Annotated in this window: 17 protein-coding genes and 1 pseudogene; 13 read left to right on the top strand and 5 right to left on the bottom strand. The window is 57.7% G+C overall.

Features of this window, described 5'->3' with window-relative positions:
* Positions 1-38: 38 nt before the first annotated feature.
* The 11 genes from IEW85_RS12015 (at position 39) to IEW85_RS14750 (ending at position 10820) form a co-directional block, all read left to right on the top strand.
* Positions 39-1043 carry an ATP-binding cassette domain-containing protein gene (locus tag IEW85_RS12015; protein ID WP_188686056.1) on the top strand — a complete coding sequence of 335 codons (1005 nt, stop codon included), beginning with the start codon at positions 39-41 and terminating at the stop codon, positions 1041-1043.
* Entirely contained in the window at positions 1040-1930 is an 891-nt protein-coding gene (locus tag IEW85_RS12010; RefSeq protein ID WP_188686047.1) for an ABC transporter permease, read from the top strand. Before IEW85_RS12015 ends, IEW85_RS12010 begins: the two co-directional genes overlap by 4 nt.
* Before the next feature lie 733 nt (positions 1931-2663).
* The gene (gene ectA / locus IEW85_RS12005; protein ID WP_188686046.1) at positions 2664-3149 is read left to right on the top strand and encodes a diaminobutyrate acetyltransferase; all 486 of its coding nucleotides are present in this window, start codon (positions 2664-2666) and stop codon (positions 3147-3149) included.
* Between the two features lie 32 nt (positions 3150-3181).
* The gene (locus IEW85_RS12000) at positions 3182-4333 is read left to right on the top strand and encodes a type III PLP-dependent enzyme domain-containing protein (protein ID WP_188686045.1); all 1152 of its coding nucleotides are present in this window, start codon (positions 3182-3184) and stop codon (positions 4331-4333) included.
* A complete protein-coding gene (locus IEW85_RS14755; RefSeq protein ID WP_373286566.1) occupies positions 4305-4706 on the top strand; it encodes a holo-ACP synthase in 402 nt (133 codons plus the stop codon). The genes IEW85_RS12000 and IEW85_RS14755 overlap by 29 nt, the downstream gene beginning before the upstream one ends.
* Positions 4707-5099: 393 nt before the next feature.
* Entirely contained in the window at positions 5100-6539 is a 1440-nt protein-coding gene (locus IEW85_RS11990; RefSeq protein WP_188686038.1) for a class I adenylate-forming enzyme family protein, read from the top strand.
* A gap of 4 nt (positions 6540-6543) precedes the next feature.
* Positions 6544-6792, top strand: a complete 249-nt coding sequence (locus IEW85_RS11985) for an acyl carrier protein (RefSeq protein ID WP_188686036.1) — start codon at positions 6544-6546, stop codon at positions 6790-6792.
* 27 nt (positions 6793-6819) lie between these two features.
* Positions 6820-8094, top strand: a complete 1275-nt coding sequence (locus IEW85_RS11980; protein ID WP_188686034.1) for a diaminobutyrate--2-oxoglutarate transaminase — start codon at positions 6820-6822, stop codon at positions 8092-8094.
* A 68-nt stretch (positions 8095-8162) separates the two neighbouring features.
* Positions 8163-9377: a cytochrome P450 gene (locus IEW85_RS11975; protein WP_188686033.1), complete on the top strand. Its 1215-nt coding sequence runs from the start codon at positions 8163-8165 to the stop codon at positions 9375-9377.
* Between the two features lie 11 nt (positions 9378-9388).
* Positions 9389-9583, top strand: a complete 195-nt coding sequence (locus IEW85_RS11970) for a ferredoxin (protein ID WP_188686031.1) — start codon at positions 9389-9391, stop codon at positions 9581-9583.
* A complete protein-coding gene (locus IEW85_RS14750) occupies positions 9573-10820 on the top strand; it encodes an NAD(P)/FAD-dependent oxidoreductase (RefSeq protein ID WP_373286565.1) in 1248 nt (415 codons plus the stop codon). The genes IEW85_RS11970 and IEW85_RS14750 overlap by 11 nt, the downstream gene beginning before the upstream one ends.
* Positions 10821-10855: 35 nt before the next feature.
* On the opposite strand, the gene IEW85_RS11960 is transcribed toward IEW85_RS14750, so the two are convergent.
* The 5 genes and pseudogenes from IEW85_RS11960 to IEW85_RS11940 all read right to left on the bottom strand — a co-directional run bounded on the left by IEW85_RS11960 (position 10856) and on the right by IEW85_RS11940 (position 15413).
* A protein-coding gene (locus IEW85_RS11960) for an IS5 family transposase (protein WP_188686027.1) occupies positions 10856-11774 on the bottom strand; the annotation gives its coding sequence in 2 pieces (ribosomal slippage) (positions 10856-11422 and positions 11424-11774; 918 coding nt in all).
* 46 nt (positions 11775-11820) lie between these two features.
* Complete coding sequence (locus IEW85_RS14745; RefSeq protein ID WP_373286568.1) at positions 11821-12036, bottom strand: integrase core domain-containing protein; 216 nt, start codon at positions 12034-12036, stop codon at positions 11821-11823.
* Between the two features lie 61 nt (positions 12037-12097).
* Positions 12098-12955, bottom strand: a pseudogene (locus tag IEW85_RS11950) (IS110 family RNA-guided transposase); the annotation flags it as partial.
* 27 nt (positions 12956-12982) lie between these two features.
* The gene (locus IEW85_RS11945; RefSeq protein ID WP_229659001.1) at positions 12983-14386 is read right to left on the bottom strand and encodes an IS30 family transposase; all 1404 of its coding nucleotides are present in this window, start codon (positions 14384-14386) and stop codon (positions 12983-12985) included.
* A 400-nt stretch (positions 14387-14786) separates the two neighbouring features.
* Positions 14787-15413 (bottom strand): LysE family translocator, encoded by a 627-nt coding sequence (locus IEW85_RS11940; protein WP_188686025.1) that lies wholly within the window; start codon positions 15411-15413, stop codon positions 14787-14789.
* Between the two features lie 141 nt (positions 15414-15554).
* Between IEW85_RS11940 and IEW85_RS11935 the strand changes: the two genes are divergently transcribed.
* Together IEW85_RS11935 and IEW85_RS11930 are read left to right on the top strand one after the other, a co-directional pair.
* Complete coding sequence (locus IEW85_RS11935; RefSeq protein ID WP_308420889.1) at positions 15555-16160, top strand: CGNR zinc finger domain-containing protein; 606 nt, start codon at positions 15555-15557, stop codon at positions 16158-16160.
* Positions 16161-16403: 243 nt separating this feature from the next.
* The gene (locus IEW85_RS11930) at positions 16404-17366 is read left to right on the top strand and encodes a hypothetical protein (RefSeq protein ID WP_188686021.1); all 963 of its coding nucleotides are present in this window, start codon (positions 16404-16406) and stop codon (positions 17364-17366) included.
* The last annotated feature ends 248 nt before the right edge of the window (positions 17367-17614 follow it).

Below are 17614 nucleotides of genomic sequence, written 5' to 3'. Positions count from 1 at the left end.
GGGCGAAGAAGTGTTGCAGGCGCATTATCCTTGACAGCATGAATCCTTCACCTGCTCCTGCCATCGAGACGCGTGGCTTGGTCAAGACCTTCGGGGACAACGTCGCGGTGGACGGCGTCGACCTGACCATCCCGCGCGGCGGGATCTACGGTGTGCTGGGCCCCAACGGTGCCGGCAAGACCACCGCGATCCGCATGCTCGCCACCCTGCTGCGCCCGGATGCGGGTGAGGCCCGAGTGCTGGGCCACGACGTCTTCGCCGAGCCCAAGACCATCCGCGAGAAGATCGCGCTGACCGGCCAGTTCGCGTCCCTGGATGAGGATCTGACCGGCATCGAGAACTTGATCCTGCTGGGCCGGCTGCTCGGCTTCTCCAAGGCGGCGGCCCGGCGTCGCGGCCTGGATCTGTTGGAGGCCTTCGGGCTCTCCGAGGCGGCCGACCGCCAGGTCAAGAAGTTCTCCGGCGGTATGCGCCGCCGCCTGGACATCGCCGGGTCGCTGATCGTGACACCGGAGCTGATGTTCCTGGACGAGCCCACCACCGGCATCGACCCGCGCTCCCGCAACCAGGTCTGGGACATCATCCGGACCCTGGTGGACGGCGGCACCACCATCCTGCTGACCACTCAGTACCTGGAGGAGGCCGACCAGCTGGCCGACCGCCTGGCCGTGATCGACCACGGCCGGGTCATCGCCGAGGGCACACCGGGCCAGCTCAAGGCCCAGGTGGGTTCCGGCGCGCTGAAGGTGCGCGTCATCAACCCGGCCGACCGCGAGGAGGCCGCCGAGGTTCTGCGCACTGCGCTGAACACCGAGTTCACCCGCGAGAAGGACACCGCCGCACTGAGTGCCCGGCTGGGTGCCGCCGAAGGTGCCTCCGCCGGACTGGCCGCCCTGGAGGAGGCCGGCATCGGCGTCGAGACCTTTGCCCTGGGTCAGCCGAGCCTGGACGAGGTCTTCCTCGCCCTGACCGGCAAGCCCACAGAGGATGAGGCGGCCCAGGACGAGGCTGCCGACTACGAGACCGAGGAGGCCTCCGCATGAGCGCCCAGACCACACAGCAGGCGGGCCTCGGCTCCACCGCCTCAGAATCCCAGAAGGTGCTCGGCGTCCTGCTGAGCGAGGAGGAGCGCCCGACGCCGTCCAATCCGGTGAGCGCATCGCTCACCTTCGGCTGGCGGGCGATGCTGAAGATCAAGCACATCCCCACCCAGCTCTTCGACGTGACGATCTTCCCGATCATCATGACGGTGATGTTCACCTACATCTTCGGCGGAGCGATGGGTGCGGTGGTCTCCGGCACCGGCCAGACCGGTGGGGTGGCCATCAGCGAATACGTCCAGTTCTTCATCCCCGGAATCTTCGTGCAGACGCTGATCATGATCACGATGTACACCGGGATGACCCTGAACAAGGACATCTCCAAGGGCATCTTCGATCGTTTCCGCTCCCTGCCCACCTGGCGGCCGGCGCAGCTGGTGGGCGCGCTGCTGGGAGACCAGGTGCGCTACGCCCTGGCCGGGGCGATCATCCTGGGTGTGGGCTTCCTGGTGGGCTTCCGCCCCGAGGGCGGGCTGGGCGGAGCGGCCGCAGGATTCCTCCTGCTGCTGATCTTCAGCTTCTGCCTCTCCTGGGTGTGGACCACCATCTCCCTGCTGCTGCCCACCGAGGAGGCGGTGATGGGTGTGTCCATGACGATCATGATGCCGCTGACCTTCGCCTCGAACATCTTCGTCCCCACGGAGACCATGCCGGACTGGCTGCAGAACGTGGTGGACCACAACCCGGTCTCCGTGGTGGTCACTGCCATCCGCGAGCTGATGGACGGGGTCTACGACGTCACCAGCGTCTTCACGGTCATGATCTACTGCGTGGCTCTCGTGGTGATCTTCGCTCCGATCTCCATGGTGCTCTACAACCGCAAGAGCTGAGGTTCTGCGGCGCTGCTCCGGCGGTGCCCCAGGCACAGAAGAGGGCGGCTCCTCTGACCGAGAAGGTCAGAGGAGCCGCCCTCTTCTGTGTCCGCTAAACCGATCACCTGTCCTGCGGGGCAGGGGAAGGGGTTACTTGATGAACTTGATGGTGAAGGGGTAGCGGAACTGCCGGCGGTTCTGAGAGGGGGTGACGCTCTGCCTGTGTGACATTGACGCGCGCGGTTCAGTACGGCACCGCGATCTAAGACGACAATAACCGCCTCCGAGGTAAGCAGTAAAGAATGCCTGCGGCACCAGGTGCCAGAACATGGAGCTGACGGTGCAGAGAGGTCTCTTGAAGTGGGGTGAGCGGAGCGCAGTCATGGGTGCCACGCCATGTGACGAACAGTTGGCTAGTAAGCCTGACATGGACCCGACGGACTAAATATAAGGAGAATTCAATGTATACCATGTAGACAATGCGACGAGGAATAGGCGAGACGGTGATTGAGTAGGAGTTAGATCGCGAGTCTTTGGACGGACCGCATTCTGGCGAAAGGCGCATCCTGGCCATATCGACATCGAGTGTCAAGCGCGAATGCGCTCATGCAAGAGTCTTGCGCTGAACAAAAGAGGTATCGCGCTAATACAAAACCGCAACATAGAGTCACTCCTGTAGGCCAAATCCCTGTCGGCCAATCGATCCATGAAGATGTGCTGGCAAACAAAAGCAAGTAGGAGGTGAACAAAAATGCCCGAAGTGCATTACCGAACGCCGAGCGTGCACGACGCTTCAGCAGTGCACCAACTGGTGGCAGAGACACATATGCTCGATGACAACAGCTGGTATTACTATGCGATCTTCTTTCGCGACTTTGAAACTACGAGCATGGTCGTGGATGTAGACAACGAACTCGCTGGATTTGTCACCGGATATATCCGACCGGGCGCACCCGACACGCTGTTCCTTTGGCAAACAGCGACGACCCTCAACCACGGTGTAACAAATCTCGGCCTGAAGCTGCTCGAGCAGCTCATCAATTCTGTGCAGATGACTACGAACTTGAACTACGTAGAAGCAACGATTGACCCTGAGAACCGCGCGATTGCGATGCAGTTCAGACTGTTGGCCCGATCGCTCGGGGTGGAAAGCGAACAAAGCATCCTCTTCGATGCAGCCGACTTCCATCAACTTGAACACGATGAAAAGTTGATCAGACTAGGCCCAATTGTATGAACCCACATCGCGATCCCAGACACATTGAGGACATGGTGAGGAAATATGGCACTCCTCTCTACATATACGACACGAAAGTCCTGCAATCACAGGCAGTTTCTCTGCAGGACGCGCTTGGCGGAGCGGCACTCTACTATTCGCTTAAAGCTAACCCGAATAAACACGTGGTGGAGACGCTGAGAAAAGCTGGATGCAGGGTCGAGGTAGCCTCTAAGGGAGAGTTGGAGCGCGCGCTTGAAGCTGGCTATAGCCCAACTGACATCATCTTTATTGGTCCCGGAAAGACGGTTGAAGAACTGCGTCGCGCTTCCGAGGTGGGGATTCAATACTTCGTTGTGGACAGTGAGGATGAACTGCAGCTGCTGAGTGAACAGACTACGGTGCGCGAGATCCTGCTTCGTGTGAACCCAGACTTCGAGGCGAGTGGCGGGAAGCTGACTATGAGCGGGGGAAAGCCCAAGCAGTTCGGAGTTGAAAGAGCGCAAGTTGGAAACTTCGTTGGCCGGGCGAGGAAGCTAGGATTAGACGTAGTGGGCCTGCATTATTACTTGGGTACACGATTCCTAGAGGCCTCCGACCTGGTCCAGAATACAAAGAGTATACTCGAAGACGCCAGAGAGATTCAACGGGAGACTGATCTCGAGCTGCGGATGCTCGATATGGGTGGCGGATTTGGCATTCCCTACTTTGGAGTTGAAAGCGACCTTGATCTCAATCTACTGAAGACAGGAATTATTGACTGCATCAAACAGGCCAGAGCATGGTTCCCCAAAGCCGAACTGGCGTTTGAATCAGGCCGCTATCTTACTGCGGAGTGCGGACGTCTCGTACTTCAAGTGCTTACCACGAAAACCTCGTACGGAACACGATTTTGTGTATGCGACGGTGGAACTAACCTAAATATGGCCGCGATTGGCGTCGGGGGGATAGGGAAGAGAAATTTCCCAAGTTGGTGCGTGCGTTTCGATGGTGATAGCACGGCGAAGCTCGAAGCCGGGGATCAACCAGTGACTGTGACAGGCCCGCTGTGTACACCAGACGATGTACTGCTTAAGGACGTTCAGTGGTCTATGGTCCCAAAGCGCGGCGATCTGGTCGTGCTTGACAACGTTGGGGCTTACGGGCCGAGCGCCTCACCTCACTCGTTCCTGGGGCATGACTACCCAACCGAAGTGGTGGTTTGATCTCTACTACAACGGTGATGGAGGAGTGATGCTGGGAATCGACATTATATCGGTCGCTCGAGTGGACAGAATGGTAAAACGGCGCTGGTTTACGTCTTTCTGGTTCCGTCCCAGTGAGCTTGACTATATATCCACACGTGCGAATAGGAGTGAAAGCATATCTGGAGCGATCTGCGCCAAGGAGGCTGTAATGAAGTCGATTGGTCGTGGATTTAGGCAGCGTATCCGACCGAATGACGTCCAGTTGCATTGGACATCTGAAGGCAAACCGTTTGCCGAGTATCAAGGACGCAGTTTCTGGATAGCGATATCACACTCGGATGGGTTTGCTCTTGCTGTGGCATTGGAGAGGAAGGCGAATGAATTCGGATAAGGTCCTTATGGTACGTGTGAGCAGTCGCGAAGTCCACTATGCAAACGACCTGGTCGACGGTGCGTTCGTTCTGCGTCTATTTGGCGATGCTATAACTTTTGTGACTTGCAGAGATGATGGCGATGAGGGTCTGCTTGCAGCTTATGAAGGGGTCGACTTCAGAGAGCAGATCCATCCAGGCGACTTCTTGGCAGTTCATTGCCACCGGGTCGATCGTACGCGGCTGTCGCGAACCTACGATGTCGTCGCCAGACGCCAGGGGTACCTCGTGTCGGATGAGAGTCGGGAGTCCGCTGCGATCGCTTGGGATCAAGTCGGTGAAGTCGTGGCGTCGGCACGCGCAAAAGTTGTCATTCCCATGGGCGCAGCTCAGAGAGTACGAGGACGTGCGTGATGGATCTGTACGATTCGCTGTTGGTGGCCTCTCAGGCCAATCCTGACAAGGTGTTTCTCAGCAATGCAACGGAGTCACACACATACAGAGAAGTATTTGAGGCGGCGCAAGAGCTGGCTGATCGCATGCGGGAGGTGGCGACGCCAGATCGTCCGTGCATGATCCAGGCCGATAGCATCAGTGCGGGAGTCGCCGTCTTGGCTTGCCTAAGTATTCGTAAGCCATTCGTCCCTATCAGTGGGTCCACACCTGAGGCGCGTTTTCACTATTTGTGTGAGGATTCAGGATCTGACCTGTTGGTGCGAGATCGTGTAGTGGAACGGGGCCTTCCAGGAAACCGGGCGGTCCGCCCGAGCCTCGAGTCAATCGAATGTGCGTCGGAGCCATGGACGACCGTTGGCGACCCGGCAGACGTCGCTTGCCTGATCTATACCTCGGGGAGCACGGGTATGCCGAAGGCGGTGGTGTGTTCTCGGAAGAGCGTGACGTTTGCGGTTCAGGCGATCGATGAGGCGCTGCAGTACCGACCGAGTGACGTGGTAGTGACGGCCCTGCCCATATTTTTCGACTTTGGGCTCTATCAGGTCTTTCTGGCTGCTCGCAATGGCGCTTCGCTCTACTTTGCCACTGAGCTGGAGTCCTCCATGGGCTTGTCTGACTTGCTCGAGCGGACTGGCGCAACGATTCTCCCGATGGTTCCGCCCGCCGCGGAAAAGCTGGTTCGCTTGATCAAGCGGGGACTCCGCTCGCACCGTGTTCGACAGATTTCAACTACTGGGGCGGCTATGAACGCGGAGACTCGGCTGGCGATCGAGCGGAGTTGGGGAGGCGCCGTGGACCTACGTGTGATGTACGGCCTCACCGAATGCAAGCGTGTCGCCATTATGCCCGAGGGAGAGTCCTACGAGCGCCTGGAGGCAGTCGGACGTCCTCTAACGGGAACTGCTGTCACGATCCGAGTTCCAGAGAGTCTTGAGGTCGTCAGCAACGGTGAAAGTGGCGAGATCTGTATTGAGGGTCCCCACGTGATGAACGGATATCACCGACAGCCGGAGCTCACGGCGGAACGCTTTGTGGCCCTCGGTGATCGCGTGCTTCTGCGCACAGGTGACATTGGTTGGATTGATGACGATGGCTATCTGCACTGTCGCGGCCGATCCGATGGACAGTTTAAGGTTCAGGGCTATCGAGTTAGCGCTGATGAAGTTTTGGCTGCGGCCTACAGCGCTCCGAATGTCGACAGCGCGGCGGTCGTGCCGCCATCAGACACGAGTCGCTATGCGTTGTTTTATGAAGGCCGATCGACAATTGACGAGGTCAAGGATGCGATGCGGGGACAACTGGACGCTTACGCTATCCCGGCGACCATTAAACGGATGGACAGTCTTCCTTTGACTGAAAACGGTAAAGTCGATATCAACGAACTCGAAAGGATGTAAAAAAGTGAACAATCGTCAGCTGCTCTGGGACGCGATCGTCGCCGTCACAGGAAATGAAGAGTTTCCGTTCGAAAATGATGCACGACTCATTGACGACATCGGACTGGACTCAACAAGTTCTCTGGAAGTGCTCATGGAAATTGAGGATCACAGTGCCCTTGAAGTCGATCCAAATGATCTCGAAATCGATGACTTCCAAACAGTTGGTTCCTTCATCGAGTTCCTGAACAGATCGATTCCCGTGAGGGTCTGAAGTAGTGCCCGAGGATGGAGGATAAGTATGACAGCTACATCGGCGCCCGTTGATGTCGGGCATCTGAACGAATCGGAAGTACGGTCATACTCCCGAGAGTGGCCAGCGGTGTTCAGTCGTGCCCGTGGTTCCCGGATTTGGTCGAATGAACGCGAGTACCTCGACTTCTTCTCAGGCGCGGGATCACTCAACTACGGGCACAACGATCCTTGCGCGCAGAGGGCGCTCGTGGACTACCTGTCTGAGGACGGAATCTTGCAGTCCCTGGACATGCAGACAGATGCTCGTTTGGAATTTCTTAGAGAGTTGTACGACTTAGTGCTGGGTCCTCGTGACCTGGCTGGTTATCGCGCGATGTTTACTGGCCCTACAGGTACCAACGCCATCGAAGCTGCCCTCAAGTGTGCCCGTCTCGCCACTGGGCGAACTCGCGCACTCGCGTTCACTGGAGGTTTCCACGGAGTGAGCCTTGGCAGCCTCGCTCTATCATCTAACGGTGCCAAGCGATCGGCTGCAGGTGTACCTCTCACCGATGCCACCCTAGTTCCTTTTGATAGCCCATCTCAGGAGCCAGGGGAGGCGCTCGACTGGTTGGAGCGCGCTCATTTCTTAGAATGCCCAGAGTCGGAACGGCCTGCTTGTGTGGTGATGGAGCTCGTGCAAGGTGAAGGTGGCGTGCACGTTGCCTCCCGAGAATGGGCCCAGGGTGTTGAGTTGATTTGTCACCGCTATGGGGTACCTTTGATCGTCGACGAGATCCAGACCGGATGTGGACGAACCGGGCGATTTTTCTCATTTGAGCACTATGATCTGCGCCCCGACATGGTGACACTATCGAAATCGTTGAGTGGCATCGGGCTCCCTCTGTCGATCTTACTGGTGGACCCGGCCTATGACTTGCAAGACGGTCAGCACAACGGAACGTTTCGTGGTAATAACGCGGCTTTTGTCACTGCGACGGCTTGCCTCAGAAAGTACTGGTCTGATGACGTTCTTGCCCAGCGAACGAGGGATCGCGAGGACTTGGTGACGAACATTCTCGTGGACTCGGGAATCGCGGACCGCTTTCAAGTTCGTGGAAAAGGACAGTTGCTGGGCATCGACCTTGGCGCCGCAGACGTGACTGCATGGGTGGCAAGTGAACTGTTCGCCGCGGGAATCCTCGTGGAAACTGCGGGCGATCGTGGTCAGGTATTGAAATTGCTGCCGGCGCTAACCATGGAGTCCGAAGACCTAAATAAGGGAGTTACTGCTATCGCGGACGTAATTTTGCGCGTTTGCCGTGAGAGTACAGCGTTCTAGCTCGTGAGGATGGAGCTGTGCGCAAAAGGTCATCAAGCTTGAATACCTGGTATGGAGGGAGAAGTCACATGAGTAAACTGGGAACACCCGTCAAACTGGATATCGCATCCGAAGAGTTTCGCATGAATTCTAAGGAAGTCCGAGAAGCTCGTGACGCTCACTGGTACGCAGAGACAGATTGGGGTATCGCAGTCCTCTCTTATGAGGACAATACTCATCTATTGCATTCTCCATACATGGGCCAGGGGTCGGCGAAATGGCCTAGGCAGCATGGTGTGTCAAGCGGCCAATTTCATGAGTGGTGGAGTCAGAACCTTCTCGTTCTAGAAGGAGACGATCATCATAGGATTCGCCGCTTGGTCAATCCTGCGTTCTCGCGACGAAAAGTGCGGGCCATGGAGCCGAAATTTGAAGAACTGGCTCGCGAGCTTATCGGCAGTTGGATTCACCGCGGTGAAGTTGATTTTGCCAGTGAATTCGCGTCACCGTACGCCACTAGAATTCTCTGCATGATGCTGGGTATTGACGAGTCAGACTGGCATCATATTCAGGAGCTTGCATCGACTATTGGGCTGGGACTTGGAGTGCACGTTGGTGACCATATTGCTAGCATTGACGCTGCCGTAAATGAACTGACTGTTTATGCGGAAGGGCTGATCACGGAACGTGAGGCTGCTCCTACGGACGATTTGCTTGGCACTCTTCTGGGAGCGAATCGTGAGGACGATCGTTCTCTGTCGAGACAGGAGCTAGTCAATATTGTCATTCTCCTAATCTTTGCTGGCATCGACACCACGCGACACCAGTTGTCGCTGTCTATCGACTCCTTTCAGAAACAGCCTGATCAATGGGACAAGCTGGCACGCCATCCGTATCATTACGCGGAACGTGCAGTTGAAGAGGCGCTGCGAGTGAATCCGATTGGTAGATGGGTGACGCGAGAGGCAACGGAGTCGTTTCAGCACAGAGAGCGATGGATCGAGGAGGGTACCACCGTTCATCTTTATACTTTGACCGGGGGAACAGATCCTGCCGAGTTTAATAATCCCTGCGATATCGATTTGGACGCTGAACGATCTCCGCACTTTGCCTTCGGAGGTGGTGTCCATCATTGTTTAGGTCACTTTGTTGCGCGTACGGATATCGGTGTCGCATTGGCTGCTCTCGCGGGACGCATTACGAATGTCCGTGTTGGTGCGGACACTGATTGGCTGCCTGACTCGGGTAACACAGGAGCTTCATATATGCCGATTACGTTTGAGCGCAGGAATTCGGTCGAGTAAGGAGTGTATGCATGAGAATCGATGTAAATATGAGTAAATGTCAGAACCACGGTCAGTGCGCCATCTCAGCTCCAGGCCATTTTTGGTTCGACGAAGAGGGCCGGTTGAGCTACCGCTCGGAATTCACTCGGGATTTTTTGGACGACGTGGAAGACGCGATGGATGCGTGCCCGATGCAGGCCATAACCGTCGTTGATGATGAATGAATTTGTCCGTGACTGTCCTCGCGTTTGCATTGTGGGAAGTGGAATTTCTGGATACCGGGCAGCACGTCAAATATTGAGATCCTACGATAATGTTGAGGTTGTTGTTATCGGAGAGGAACTGTATCCTACATACAGTCGTCCGGGTTTGTCGAAAGGAATCCTACTGGACCTCGACGAGGGGACAGCTGACCTGGCGGCGCAACTGTCGGTACCGAATTTGACAGACTCACGCCTACAGTGGCGATTGGGGCGGCGTGTTCTCTCGGCACACTTGTCTGGGCGCGAGTTGTGCTTGGACTCGGGTGAGCGTCTCGAGTATGACGTCCTGGTTATCGCATCTGGTGTTCGGCCACGAGAGAGTGGTTTTGCAGCGACGCGATGTGGGCGGCACGAGCACCGGGTTTTACGCGATGTCGGTGATGCGGCTGCCCTGCATCACGCGCTCCGTAAGGGCCGAAGGGTTGTGGTGCGGGGGAACGGTTTTATCGCGTGTGAGATGGCCTCCTTGGCGATTGCTTTTGGCTGCGAAGTGAGTATGGTCGAGAGTCGATCGGGTGCACCTCTGCGGAGGGTCGTGGGTGAACGTCTTGCTGCGTCGATAAGAGAGAGGATGCGCGCTTACGGCGTTAGCTTCCGCGATGTGGAATCACTGGTTGACAGTTGCTCTGACCGTGTGGCTCCTGCGGCGATGACCGGGAGCGGTTCTGGTGTTCGTGAGCGTGCTCTGATGCTGGAAGCGATCGGAAGTGTGCCCAACGTTGAATGGCTGAGTGGCAACGGGATCGATGTGTCAGATGGTGTGCTTGTGGACGGCGATCTCCGTTGTAGGGCGTATGAGGGTGTTTTCGCAGCAGGCGATGTGGCGCGATATTCCTGTGCGTGTGCGAAAAGGGCTACTTCGCGTGCGGAACTGTGGGGGAGCGCCGTGACGAGCGGGGACGCAGCTGGTTCATCGGTGGTGGATTTCTTGGGGGGCCGTGCTAGACGTAAGAGTTTATCGCATATTCACTTGGCTACGACTGAGGTGTTTGGCCTCCGCGTGCAGACTATGGGGAATGTTGCTTCTTCGGACACATCAGAGGTCGCGGTTGGCGACGTCGATGACCTTGAGAGTGGCGTACTGATGAGGTTCTACGCGTCGTGCGAGCTTGTGGGTGTGGTGTGTGTCGCCCCTGGTGGCGAACTGACGCAACGTTTTCAGAAAGAGGCAGCTGCTCTTCAACAAAAGTGCCGGTAACTTGCTCGTGATCGTGCTCTTGGACCGTCCTGGGTCTAGGGCATGTCTGACAAATGTGCGGTCCACGCGATCACCGCGTTGAGTACCACCGCGGCCCGGTAGGTCAACGCGTGCTTGTCATAGCGAGTCGCGATCCCGCGCCACTGCTTGATGTGGCAGTAGCGGCGTTCGACGACATTGCGGCCGCGATAGGCGCCCGGGTCGAAGTTCGGTGGCCGGCCGCCAGCTGATCCGCGCCGGAGGCGATGGCCCTTCTGATCCTCGGGCTCGGGGATATGGGCCATGATGCCCCTGGCGCGTAGGTGCTTACGGATCGCCCGCGAGGAGTAGGCCTTGTCCCCGCAGAGTCCATCCGGCCGGGTCCGCGGCCGCCCGAGGCGGCGGCCGACCTTCAGCTGTTGCAGCAGCGGCAGAAGCATCGGCGAGTCGCCGGCCTGACCGGGACTCAGCAGCACCACCAGCGGCAGTCCGCGGCCGTCGACGAGCTGGTGGATCTTCGTCGAGAGCCCGCCGCGCGAGCGGCCCAGGGCATGATCAGGCGGTTCTGGAACCGGCTGGTTCTGGGGTTGGGTCTGCGGATTCGTGTAATTCGATCCAGCCCCCTGTGTGGCGGCTGACGTTGGTCGCGTGCTGATGGGCACGAGCGATCGTCGAATCCACCGAGACCGTCCAGTCGATCTGTCCGGCCTCGTCGACTGCGGCGGTCAGCCGCTCCAGCACCCGATCCCAGGTGCCCTCGGCGGCCATGCGCCGGTGCCAGGTCCAGACCGTCTGCCAGGGACCGAAGACCTCGGGCAGATCGCGCCAGGCGATGCCGGTCCGATACCGGTAGATGATCGCCTCGACCATGGTCCGCGCATCAGCGAAGGGCCTGCCCTTGCGGCCCGTGGGGCGGGGCAGCATGTCGGCAATCATCGACCACTGGGCATCGGAGAGCAGCTGGAACCTCGACATCTGCTCAGTCTCGCAGGACGGGCGCTACATATTTGTCAGACATGCCCTAGTCCCGAGATTTCGGTGCGGACTCGGTTCGCTGTTCATAGGAGGCGTTCTCAACTTCTGCCGTGGGCTGTTGCCCGAGGTTCTCGTGCAGCCTGGCAGTGTTCCGCCAGTGGGCCCAGTTCAATGTGGCGCAGTCCACCTCCGTCAACAAAACCCAGGCCGGCTGGGAGTAGATCAGCTCGGTCTTATACAGACCATTGGTGCTGTCGGCCAGAGCATTGATATTCCTATAAATGTCGACTGTGGATCTCGCCGGGGTGCCTCTATGGTTTTCGTCAAGCCGCTAGGGTGTGGCCGGTTCCGCTTCTGATGGTCTCTGGGTCTTGGTAGAAGGTCCCATCACGCAGCATCGCGTAGAGGGTATCCAGGCGTCTGCGGGCTAGGGCGATGACGGCCTGTTTATGGGTCTTTCCTTCGGCGCGCTTCTTGTCGTAGTGAGCCCTGGATGGGCGGTGGTGCAGGGCTGCGAAGGCGCTGTTGAACAACGATGATTTCAATCTCTTGTTGCCGCCGCGGTTGGCGAATTCACCTCTGATCGAGGTCCCGGAACGCCTAGTGGTCGGCGCGATCCCCGCATAGGAAGCCAGATGGCCTGCGGTCTTGAAGTCCTTACCCACGACTTCGGTGAGGATTCTGGCGGCGGTCCTGACCCCGATTCCGGGCATCGAGGTCAGGACCTGGCGAAGAGGGTGGGCCTCCACCAGGGCATCGACCTGGGCCAGGACCTGCTGGCGCTGTGAGTACAGGTCCTTCAGCTGTCCGGCGATGATCGGCACGATGGTTGCTGCCGCCTCGGTGCCGGGAACTACCACAGTCTGTGCGGCCAAGGCGACGAAGATCTCCTCAGTGAGTGGCTCAGCCAACCGTGGGTTGTGTTTGGTGATGCGGTTGCGCACATGGCCTCGGCCGGCGTCTTTGATCCGCTGCGGAGTAGGCCACCTGCTCAGCACATCCAGGGCCCCGTAGTGATGCAGCCGTGGCCCGATGACCCGTTCCAGGCCGGGGTGGATCTGGGTCAGCAGCCCGCGCAGCCGGTTCCTGGCGGCGGTGGTCTGGGCCAGTAGGTCATCATCGAACCCGGTCAGTACCGCCAGCTCGGCGACCTGCTCATCAGATGCTGCGATCTGAACCGCACTGGGATTCTTGGAGACTCGGTGAATTCAATCGGTTGTCGCAACGCTTGTGATCGTGATCGAGTCTAGATGTTCTTGGAAGACTTCAGCAGGAGTCTTCCAGCTAAGTGCTTTTCGTGGCCGGGAGTTCAGCGTCTGGGCTACTGCCTGGAGTGCATTGAAGTCATAGCGAGAGAGGTCCGTGCCTTTAGGGAAGTACTGACGCAGTAGGCCGTTGGTGTTTTCGTTGCTGCCCCGCTGCCAGGGGCTGCTGGGATCGCAGAAATAGATCGGCATCCCGATGGCCAGCTTCAGCTCGGCATGTTTTGCCATCTCCGCGCCCTGATCCCACGCCAAGGACTTCCGCAGGTGCTCTGGTAGGTGAGTGATCTGAGCCGTAATGGCACTATTCACCGCGACTGCCCCATGGCCGGCGAACGCCGGACCGTTCTTCTGGTTCAACTTCTCTCCGTAGCCCTTCAGCCTGGGCAGGTGAAGCAACATGGTGAATCGGGTGCTGCGTTCGACCAGTGTGCCGATTGCAGAACTGCCGGAGCCGAGGATGAGGTCGCCCTCCCAGTGGCCAGGAACAGCACGATCCGCAGCTTCTGCCGGTCGCTGGGAGATCTTCACATCCTCGGTGACGAACTTCTTCCCACGTTGCCGAGCACGCTCACGAGGAGTTCTCAGTGCCCGTCCGGTACGCAGGCAGGCGATCAGCTCACGCTTGAGCGCACCACGGCCCTGGATATAGAGGGCTTGATAGATGGCTTCGTGTGAGATGCGCATCTCCTCATCATCAGGGAAGTCCAGCATCAGCCGCTGCGAAATCTGCTCCGGACTCCAGGAGGAAGCCCATCGGCGATCTTTGCGAGGTCCGTGACGTCGGCCGTTGAAACTGTCAACCTCGGGTCCAAGCTGCTGTCCATATTCGTCGGTGACTTCTCCGGCAAGCCGTTGCTGGACATAATCACGTAGCGATTCATTCTGGACCAGCTTCGCAGCCTTGGGACGTTTGGCGCTACGTTCGGCATGCCACTGGGCTGTGGAGGCCCGGTACTCGAATTGCCCACTGCGGGTCGCCGCATTACGGCGGAGTTCCCTGGAGATCGTTGAAGCTGAGCGTTGGAGGCGACGAGCGATCTCACGGACCCCGTGCTCTTGGGCCCTGAGCAAAGCGATCTCTTCACGTTCGCTAAACGATAGGAAATGCGACGAGGGCTCACTGGCCAGGGTCGATGGTCTCATGCCGCCAGCTTCGCGGAACCACCGCGACCCCACCGCAGTAGACACGCCCGCATCATCGGCTGCACCGTAGCTACTATGGCCCCGGGCGATCGCTTCCCAGAACCGCTGTTGCCGCCACCGCTTGTGGCTGACTCCAGGATGCCCCGGGGACCGCAACGCCGGGCGCCCGGTATAGAAGGTCGTATATCCCTTTGGCCGACCCATAACAACACCTCCCTGAGTAGATGTTGCGATGACCAGTTGAATCCGGGCTGCGAGCCTCTGCCCGAATGATGCACCAGCTGGGCATCATCCTGGTGCTTGGCGGTAGCCAGGGCATGCTCCAGAGCTTCCAGCGAGAGGGCCTCAGTGGTCATCGTCGAGTGGGTGGCCCATCCGACGATCCGACGGCTGTAAGCGTCCGTGACGAAGGCGGTATAGACAAACTCCGCGATATGGGCCCCGCAGTCGGGCACCGAAAGCAACCTCAACTTCTACGGTGATTCGCATCATCCATATCATCCATGAACTTCGGAATATGCATCGCCCCAGTCCTACTCATAGTCTGCTCCGCCTAATATAGGTACTGCAAATCACGCTTAAGGACGTCTCGGCGAAGAGTGCCTCAACGAGACAGTATTAGATTTACGACGATTATGATTGCGAGCAACAAATATACGGATCCGGCAATTATGTTGAGGACGATTGGCGCCTTGCTTGAGTTCGTGAATTTACTGTGAAGGGAGCCCGCCAGAAGCCCTAGAGTTCCATAGAGTAGAACTTCGGACATGACATTGACGGCGCCGAGCATGAACATTTGGGCCATGCTGTTGGAGGCGCTGCCCAGGAATTGTGGAAGTACGGCGAGATAGAAAAGTATAATCTTAGGGTTAGTGATGCTGATTACTGTACCTTTAAGGTACCAGTTTCCGCTGGCCTCCACAGTCTGACCGTGTACGGCGCTTCGTGCGTGCTTGATGCTTTGATGAGCAAGCCATGCCAGGTATGCCGCCCCCAAGATGCGTACTGCATCAAGGATCATCGGATTTGATTCCACGACCGCGCCCAGCCCTAGGGATACCCCCGTGGCGTACACGCTCATGCCTGTTCCGATTCCTAGGATGGCGCGCACTGCAGCGAGTCTTCCTCCTTGAAAGCCCACGGCCACCATGTAGGCCATGTCCTGCCCCGGAGGGAGTAGGAAGAGCATGATTACCGCAATGAACTGCGGAAGGACCGTAAAGTCAAGCATCGTGCCACCTGTCCCATCAGTTTGCGTGGTTCGGGGTGTCGCCTGCTGTCCGCGCACTGGCATGAGCGGAGCCGGCTCGTTCCAGCATCGGCCTGTCAGTGACCATGCACGGGAACCGTTGTAGGTGGTTCCCTGTCTAGCATGGTTGCCACCTGGGGGGCAACCGGCTACGGTGGTTCCATGGACTCTGAGCAGTACCCGGAATTTCGACTTGGGAACGTTCTGATGACCAGTTTCACTGCCACGTTGTCGGAGCGATATGGCGACGCGATTGAGCGCGTTCCCACTCCTCAGCGGCTAGTAGACTGGTTTCGTGTTCATGATTTACAAGTTGCCTCCTGTTCGGAGACTGAGCTCGAGGTGTCGCGTGACCTGAGGGAGTCGATACATCTCGTAGCAACGGCTGTTGCGGCCAATGACGCGTTGCCGCTCGAGGAGCTGCTGCTTATCAATCAGTGCAGTGAATCCGGATCTGCGTCCCCTGAGTTGACTTCGGCGGGAACGATGAGATGGAGGCTCCATACTGAATCAGTTAGTGATGCCCTTGCGGTTATCTGTATGAACACAGTGTCCGTTTTGTCAGGGGAGCGTGGGGGACGTCTAGCCCTATGTGCGTCTCAGACATGTCAAGCTGCTTTCTTCGATACGAGCCGCAATCGCACACGACGCTGGTGCGATATGAACACTTGCGGAAATCGAGAGAAGAAGGCGCGTTTCCTGGCTAATAAACGCGCTCAACGCAATTGAATGTTGGCGATGTTCTCTGCTGGTGACAGTCGATCGTTTCAAGTGGCCTGCGCTTGTTGCCTCGAACGTTCGTTCCCGGTGGCTGCGCTTCTTCTTGGGCATGGAAGCACGAAATGAGTGGAGGTTGCAGTGAACCGAATTGCTCTCACGACCCCTGCGAGTGAATCGAGTGGTGTCGTGACCCTGGGGGACTTGGCTAGAGGCTCTGGGTGGTCTCCTGCTGACGTTGCCTTTATGGCTGGTGTGGAAGAGAGTACCGTCAGTCGACTCTGGAATGCCGAGGATTGGGCAGATCGAATCAAGGGAAAAACCTTGCGATGCCTGATCGCCTCATTGCCCGGTGTGGGAGATTTCGTGGTATCGAATGCCCTGCGTAGGCGGCGCCGTAGTTTGGTCGAAAGCCTAGAGTCAGTGGGTCTAACTGTAGATCTGTCGTCATTTCATCGGCTGCTCACTGTCGAGCAGGTGCCTGAACAGTTGCTGGCGAATGCATTGGCCGCCACTTATCACGTTGCTAATGGCGCTCTTCAGGAGACTTCAAAGCATCTGGCTCGGTTCTGGTCTCGAAGACCTGACGAGGTGTTGGCGGTGATTTGGCGCCCTTCAAGCGAGGGCGGTATTTTCGCGAAAACAGTTCCTCTATTGGAGAAGGCTGAGAACATGGCGAGGATTCTGGAAGTTAACCTGAATTCTCAGAATTCCATGATCGCTCATGCCACTCTTGTCCATCATGTTGCGCGATCTTCGGGGCACTGGATTCACCCTCCTTTTGAGGAATCTCCCGGTCGCAGAATGGCGATGTCGCATAGAAGCCTGATTATGGGGCACATTCTGCATACTGGTGATGAGGAGGCCGTGCAGCGCTACCATCATGAGCTTCAGGGAAACAGGCTCCTGAGCATGGTCGAGCGTTGGGCTTTCCCTACGTATAACCGTGATGTTGGGGTTTCGAGCGATTTCTCATTGCCTGGATCAGTCCTCTTGCGTCGTACTGCTGAGGAGTTTTTGGCTGACTTGTGGACTGAGAACGAGGCGTACCTGAGGTACTTGCTGGGCACGGCTATTCCGTTCATGTTGCGTCATGACTCTACATTTGGCCTGAGGGCGGAGCAGGTAGCGAGAGCCGTGCAACGGCGCATGGAATCCACTTATGACACGACAACGCGTCGTGTTGGTGGCGAAACGGTCCGACGCCTCTTGGGGTAGGTGGGAATTAGATGTGTGGCTGGTGTCGTTCGAGACTGTATCGGCCTTGAGCTACAGTGGCCTCAATTCTATGTGGCGACGTGATAGTGCTGTCCCAGCGTTATGTGCTTCCCGCGTTAAGTGGCTATTCAACGTTGAGCGTGGAGCCCTTGTTGGTGGGGGATCCTGCGGCGTCGGCGTGTCTGCCTGACGCTGGTGCCTAGGATACGTGATTGATAGTTCTTCTGGTTGCGGAACCCGCGGCCGGT

The sequence above is a fragment of the Nesterenkonia cremea genome (assembly GCF_014642675.1).
Lineage (GTDB): Bacteria > Actinomycetota > Actinomycetes > Actinomycetales > Micrococcaceae > Nesterenkonia > Nesterenkonia cremea.
This window is presented reverse-complemented; position numbering and strand designations above follow the sequence as displayed.

Coding starts and splice junctions, on each gene's coding strand:
- IEW85_RS12015 (WP_188686056.1), top strand. CDS start 39: ATGAATCCTTCACCTGCTCCTGCCATCGAGACGCGTGGCTTGGTCAAG.
- IEW85_RS12010 (WP_188686047.1), top strand. CDS start 1,040: ATGAGCGCCCAGACCACACAGCAGGCGGGCCTCGGCTCCACCGCCTCA.
- ectA (WP_188686046.1), top strand. CDS start 2,664: ATGCCCGAAGTGCATTACCGAACGCCGAGCGTGCACGACGCTTCAGCA.
- IEW85_RS12000 (WP_188686045.1), top strand. CDS start 3,182: ATGGTGAGGAAATATGGCACTCCTCTCTACATATACGACACGAAAGTC.
- IEW85_RS14755 (WP_373286566.1), top strand. CDS start 4,305: ATGACTACCCAACCGAAGTGGTGGTTTGATCTCTACTACAACGGTGAT.
- IEW85_RS11990 (WP_188686038.1), top strand. CDS start 5,100: ATGGATCTGTACGATTCGCTGTTGGTGGCCTCTCAGGCCAATCCTGAC.
- IEW85_RS11980 (WP_188686034.1), top strand. CDS start 6,820: ATGACAGCTACATCGGCGCCCGTTGATGTCGGGCATCTGAACGAATCG.
- IEW85_RS11975 (WP_188686033.1), top strand. CDS start 8,163: ATGAGTAAACTGGGAACACCCGTCAAACTGGATATCGCATCCGAAGAG.
- IEW85_RS11970 (WP_188686031.1), top strand. CDS start 9,389: ATGAGAATCGATGTAAATATGAGTAAATGTCAGAACCACGGTCAGTGC.
- IEW85_RS14750 (WP_373286565.1), top strand. CDS start 9,573: ATGATGAATGAATTTGTCCGTGACTGTCCTCGCGTTTGCATTGTGGGA.
- IEW85_RS11945 (WP_229659001.1), bottom strand. CDS start 14,386: ATGGGTCGGCCAAAGGGATATACGACCTTCTATACCGGGCGCCCGGCG.
- IEW85_RS11940 (WP_188686025.1), bottom strand. CDS start 15,413: ATGCTTGACTTTACGGTCCTTCCGCAGTTCATTGCGGTAATCATGCTC.
- IEW85_RS11935 (WP_308420889.1), top strand. CDS start 15,555: ATGGTTGCCACCTGGGGGGCAACCGGCTACGGTGGTTCCATGGACTCT.